General features: G+C 66.6%; 4 protein-coding genes. 1 reads left to right on the plus strand and 3 read right to left on the minus strand.

Annotated features, from left to right (window positions below):
- Positions 1–169: 169 nt before the first annotated feature.
- The gene (locus P3W85_RS02660) at positions 170–610 is read right to left on the minus strand and encodes a DUF4399 domain-containing protein (protein WP_035808856.1); all 441 of its coding nucleotides are present in this window, start codon (positions 608–610) and stop codon (positions 170–172) included.
- 52 nt (positions 611–662) lie between these two features.
- A complete protein-coding gene (locus P3W85_RS02665; protein WP_276263632.1) occupies positions 663–1,088 on the minus strand; it encodes a DUF4399 domain-containing protein in 426 nt (141 codons plus the stop codon).
- 440 nt (positions 1,089–1,528) lie between these two features.
- Here P3W85_RS02665 and P3W85_RS02670 point away from each other — a divergent pair, with 440 nt between their 5' ends.
- Positions 1,529–3,493, plus strand: coding sequence for an SUMF1/EgtB/PvdO family nonheme iron enzyme (locus P3W85_RS02670; protein ID WP_430869480.1), 1,965 nt, complete (start codon positions 1,529–1,531; stop codon positions 3,491–3,493).
- Between the two features lie 21 nt (positions 3,494–3,514).
- Here the strand turns inward: P3W85_RS02670 and P3W85_RS02675 are convergent, their stop codons facing one another.
- A complete protein-coding gene (locus P3W85_RS02675; RefSeq protein WP_276263634.1) occupies positions 3,515–5,566 on the minus strand; it encodes a serine/threonine-protein kinase in 2,052 nt (683 codons plus the stop codon).
- Between the last annotated feature and the right edge of the window lie 253 nt (positions 5,567–5,819).

Consider the following 5,819-nt stretch of genomic DNA (forward strand, 5'->3'; position numbering starts at 1 on the left):
ACGGCCGGCGGCGATGCTGAATGGATGGGGCTCGGCCAACACAACGACACCATGTGTTCGCTCCCGTACGACAGGCAGCGGCACAGGTATCGAAACGAATCGAAGTCGCGACAGAGGGAGCGACAGCGGCTGCATAGGGGGCGGCGCGCTCATGCCGCAGCCGGCAAGATCACTTGACGTAGATCGTGATCTTCTTGGAATAGACCGGTGGATTGTGCGGAATGTGCTTGTCGTCGGCCATCAGCAACTGCAGGGTATGCTTGCCGGGCGGCAGCTCGATCGTGGTTTCGGTCTCGCCCGCGCCAAAATGCAGATGGTTGCGGTCGTTGGGAATTTCCTTGTCCATCGGCGGCAAGTCGGTATCGATCAGCAAATGATGATGGCCGCTGTTGGGAAACTTCACCCCCCTCGGCGCCACGCCCATGCCGCGCAGCCCGAACCAGACGTGAATCGGCTTGCCCGCCGGCAAGACCTGGTTGTTGTTGGGGAAACCGATATACAGGTAGGCATTGGCAGGCGCAGGCGTGGTGCCCGCGATGGCACCGGGCTGCATGCCACCGGTCAGAAGCAGGCTGGCGGTGAACGCCGCAGCCGACATGAGCTTACGCATGGATCGCATGGACTCTCTCCTGTGCCGTGCCGCCGGCCCGGCGGCGCGGGCCCTAACGAACGGTGATGGTGATCTTTTTGGAATAAACGGGTGGATCGTGCGGCTTGTGGCTATGGTCTCCCAGCAACAGCTGCAACGTGTGCTTGCCTGGTGGGAGTTCGATACGCGCCTCCGTTTCGCCGGCGCCGAAGTGCAGGTGATTCCGGTCGTTCGGAATCTCCTTGTCCATCGGCGGCAGGTCTGTATCGATCAGCAGGTGATGGTGGCCGACGTTGGCCATGTCCACGCCCTTGGGAGCGATCCCCATATTGCGCAGGCCCATGCGCACCCAGAACTTGCCGCCATTGATCACCGCGCCGTCGGGAGGCCAGATGATGTAGACCTCCGCATTGGGCGGGGCCGGCGTGGAGAGGGAGACCGAGGGTAACGGAGCCAGCAGCGATGCCGCCAGTGTGCCGAGCACGGTGCGCCTGCGCATACGATATGCCCTCCCGAACAACGGTCTGCGCTGCAATGCCGCCTGGCGCGCCGTTGCATGGAAACGGACGCGGCGGGCGCATCGCCTCCCATAGCCTGTTTGGCTATGAGTCAATGGCACGGAGCATTCTTGCTCTTGGTCGGCGCCTGCGCATTTCGTCATTCAGCTTAGAACGGAAAAGCGCAAAAAGATACTTGGCGCCGCCCGCGGCACAGTGCCCAGCGGGCGGCGGCCGGCGCTGCGCCACGACGGTATTCGCACGTCGCCACCAGGCGTTGCGAAGCACCTCCGGATTCACAATCGCTGTGCTATCGTTGATTAGGCCTGCCCGGTGCCGCACGCGCAGCATCGTAGCGCAGCGATTGCAGCGCGCACCGTGTGACGCCGCTGGCACGCAGACCGCCAACGAACTTCGGCGCGGTTCGAACAGGGGCCCGGATATGTGGCGAAAATACCTTGTCGTATGCCTGGTGAGCCTGTTTGGGATGCCATCGGCGCTTCCCACCGAAGCCGGAACCGGCACGCCTGCCAGCTTAAGCGCCATGCAGCGGCAGCCGGTTTCCATCGGGCGCGCCCGCACGGGACGCGTCGCCCTCGTCGTCGGCAATGCCGCCTATGCCGGCGCCCCGCTCCCTAACGCCGCCAATGACGCACGCGCGATCGGCCGGATGCTGAGCACGCTGGGCTTCGACGTCATGCTGCGCGAGAACGTGAACAGCCGCGGCATGGCGCAGGCGCTTGCCGAATTCCGGGACCGGCTGCGCGCGGGCGGAACCGGCCTGTTCTACTTTGCCGGACATGGTATCGAGGTGGCGGACAGCACCGTGCTGATCCCAGTGGACGCCGGCGGCTCGCCAGCCAGCCTGCTCACGGCGGGTACCGACCTCGCCGCCGTCCTGGCGAGCATGTCGGTGCCACGGCCCGACATGCGCAATGTAGTGATTCTCGACACCTGCCTGGACAACCCCTACCACGGCACCATCGGCAGGCCGTCCGCCGCGCCCGCCAACACCTTGATTGCCTATGCCACGGCCCCTGGCGCGACAGCGGCCGACGGCGCCCGGCATGGCACCTTCACCGCCGCGCTGCTGCGCGCCATGCGCGAACCGGGCCTGGACACGGAAGCCGCGTTGCGGCGGGCCGGCGCCATGGTGGGAAGGCAAACCGGGCTGCGGCAGCAGCCCTGGGTTTCGTCATCCCTGCCGGCGCCGCTACGGCTCATGGCGCGCGCGGCATCCGGCGGCGGCACCGCGAGTGCCGATGAACGGCGCAGCGCTCCATTGTTGCTGGCCCAGCATCGCGGCATCCTCCCCAAGGATAGCGACGAGCAGTACGAGCTATCCTTCTGGGACTCGGTCAAGAACAGCAATTTCCCGGGCGACTACGAGGCCTACCTGAAGGCATATCCGAACGGCCGCTTCGCCCCGCTGGCCAAGGCGCGGATCGAACGGCTGCGCGCCGCGGCGCAACAGGCCGGGACACCTGCCGCCGCGACGCGCCCTGCGCCCGCCTCGTCAGGCCAGCCGGCCGCGCAGGGCACTGTCGCGCCGCCGCCGGCGCGAGTGCAGGCAGGCAAGGTGCAGGCGCCACCTGCCTCGTCGTCCGGTGCGCCCGCGGGAGCTGCCGCCACGGCTGGCGCGGCCGGCTCGCAGCGCGCCGCGAGCACAGGCACGGTGACGGTCGAAGTCAAACCGGGCGCGTTCAAGGACTGCCCGGCTTGTCCGGTGCTGCATGGCCTGGCGCCGGGCACCTTCACCATGGGCAGCAATGGCGGCGATGCCACCGAAAAACCCCCTCACCACGTCACCATCGCGCAGCCGTTCGCCATCGGCAAATACGAAGTGACGGTCGAGCAGTGGAATGCCTGCGCCGACGCCGGCGGCTGCCAGCGTATCGCCACCGTCGCCGGCGCCGCGAAGAACGCACCCGTGCGCGACGTCAGTTGGGACGACGCCCAGCAGTACCTGGCGTGGCTCGGCAAGCTGACTGGCAAGCATTATCGACTTCCCACCGAAGCCGAGTGGGAATATGCCGCCAGGGGCGGCACCGCGACGCTCTACTGGTGGGGCGACCAGATGCGCAAGGGAACAGCGAACTGCAAGGACTGCGGGGACCCGTGGAACGCGGACATGCCCGCCAACGTGGGCTCCTTTGCTGCCAACGCATACGGACTGCACGATATGAACGGCAGCGTGTGGGAATGGGTCGCCGACTGCTGGCACAGCTCCTACAAGAACGCCCCGGTGGACGGGCGCGCCTGGGACGAGCCCGGCTGCAGCGTGCGCGTGATCCGTGGCGGCTCCTGGCTCGAAGGCGCGAGCTATATGCTCTCCTCCACCCGCTTCAAGTACAGCGCCAGCGTGCGCCAGTCGCAGAATGGATTTCGCGTCGCGAGAGACATGTAGCAGCGGGCGTCCGCGCCGGCGCTAGCGCGGTTTGGTAGATATCTGCACGACGTCGGCACCGATATGGTCGGCGCCCTGCCTGGCGGCCATCGGTGCCAGTTGCCGTTCGAGAGCGTGCAGATAGGCCTGCCGCGATTCCAGTTCGGGACGAAGACCATCGAACAGCGGCGCCGGTGTGGTGAGCAGCACGATCAGCTCCGTGCCGAAAGGCTTCGAGATCACCCAGTCGCCGAGACTGCCTATGGTGGCGCTATAGCTTGCCGGCGCCTGGTTGGCCTTGGCCCGCCGGCTGGGTACCATATGCACGACCTTGCCGTCGGCCATGTAGTAGTCGACGTAGACGTAGGTGTCGTACGCTGGCGTGGTGATGTCCACGATCAGCGGTGTACCCTCGGTGAATTGCGCGCCGCCGGGCGCCCTGGTATGGATGGAGGCCAGCGCACTGCCCGTGCGGCTTCCCGACCAATACGGCGCGATCAGTTTGATCACGTCGCACTTGTCATCGCCCAGCGGCTGCGCGTCAAGCTTCAGCGCCTTCACGCCAGGCACGGCGGCAAGTTCGTCCTTTAGCCGCGCGATGCCGAAACGCTCCGCCACATAGCCCCGCACCTGCAGCGTACTCTGGTGCACCGAAGCCGACAGCAGTGAGCACGGCGTGCGCGCCAGCACGGGGGCGACAGCCTGCAGGCTGAGCGCGCGTTCCGGCACCGATTGCTGCAGCGCCGGCGCGGGAGGCGAAGCGGCTTGCGGCGCGGCGTTACCGGTAGCGGCGGCCTCCGCAGCAGGCTGCGGCTGGCTTTCCGGCGCCGTCCGCGCGCGCCACACGAAATAGCTCACCCCGCCCGCGACCAGCACGCCGGCCAGGGACGCCGCGCCCAGCCTGGCGAGCGGCATGCCACTACGCGGCTCGGCTCCGAGCTCCGCCAGGAAGCGTGCCACGGTGGGTGTGCGCGTGGCGCGGTCGAAGGATAGCGCGGCACGCAGCGCGCGCCATTGCCCGCGGGTCAGCACCTTCGGCCGCAAGGGCTTGACGCCCGCACTGCGCGCCTGGTTGGCCGACAAACGTTCGTAAGGGTGACGGCCGGTCAGCAGTTCGTAGGTCACGCAGGCCAGCGCATAGATATCGTCGCGCGGATCCGGTTCGCGATGATCGAACATCTCGGGGCTGGCATAGGCGGGAGTCATGCCGCCAAGCGTGCCAGGGTCGAACACGGTCGGGTCCGCGTCCTCCGCCGGTTGCTGGAAGACGCGCGCAATGCCGAAGTCGATCACCTTGACTTCGCCGCTATCCGTGAGGAACACGTTGGCGGGCTTGAAGTCGCAGTGAACGAAGCCGCGCTCGTGCGCATAGGACAGTGCCCTGGCCATGCCGGTAATGATGGGCAATGCCTTGCCATAGGGCATGCCGGCAAAATCCGGGGCTCGCAAGATGCGATTGAGCGACTTGCCCGACAGATACTCCATGGTCAGGTAGACCACCGAGCCATCGCGGTCGAAGTCGTAGACGGTCACGATATTCCGGTGCGCCAGCGTTTGCGCCTTGCGCGCCTCCCGTTGCAGCGCGATCAGCGATTTCGGATGACCACGGAACTGCACATTGAGCACTTTGATGGCGATATAGGGCTTGCGGTCCGAGGCCTCCAGCTTGCGCAGGTCCAGCGCCTTGTAGACCGTCCCCATACCGCCCACGCCAAGGCACTCCTCCAGCACAAAACGGCCGTTCAGGGTATCGCCCACGCCCTTGGTGGCAACAGGCTCCTCGCCCGGGACGGGCTGATCGGCTGCAGATGGCGCCGATGCCGCGGGCACCGCGCCTGCGGGGCCGGTCCGAACGCGGGTCTCCTCGCCGCCATTGTCGAACTGCGTGGCTCCGCGGCGCTCGATGCGCCGCAGCACCTCCTCGTAGACGGCAGGCGGCAACGGGAAGCGCGTGTTCTCCTCGCTGAGCATTTCCACCAGCTGCGTGGCACTGGCCTGGTCCACGGCCAAGGTACTGTCAATGCGGGCAAAAAACTCGTCGTGCGACAGACCACCGCTTTGGAAGGTACGTATCAGGTCTGGAATGCTAGCCATCGTTGCAGCCGCGACGTGGTGCGCGTAGTTGCGCCATGAGCGCCCACTCGCCGATCACCGGCGAGTACCTGCCCACGATGGATACTAGTGCGCACCCATGCCAATCGCAAACCCCTCGTGCAGCGCATCCACGCAGGCAGGCGGTACCGGGCGCGGGATGCAAGGGTGATGGCCGCTGCCTGTCGTACGGGAGCGAACACATGGTGTCGTTGTGTTGGCCGAGCCCCATCCATTCAGCATCGCCGCTGGCCGT

Origin of the sequence: Cupriavidus basilensis, from assembly GCF_029335485.1 — a bacterium.
GTDB classification, from domain to species: Bacteria; Pseudomonadota; Gammaproteobacteria; order Burkholderiales; family Burkholderiaceae; genus Cupriavidus; species Cupriavidus basilensis_E.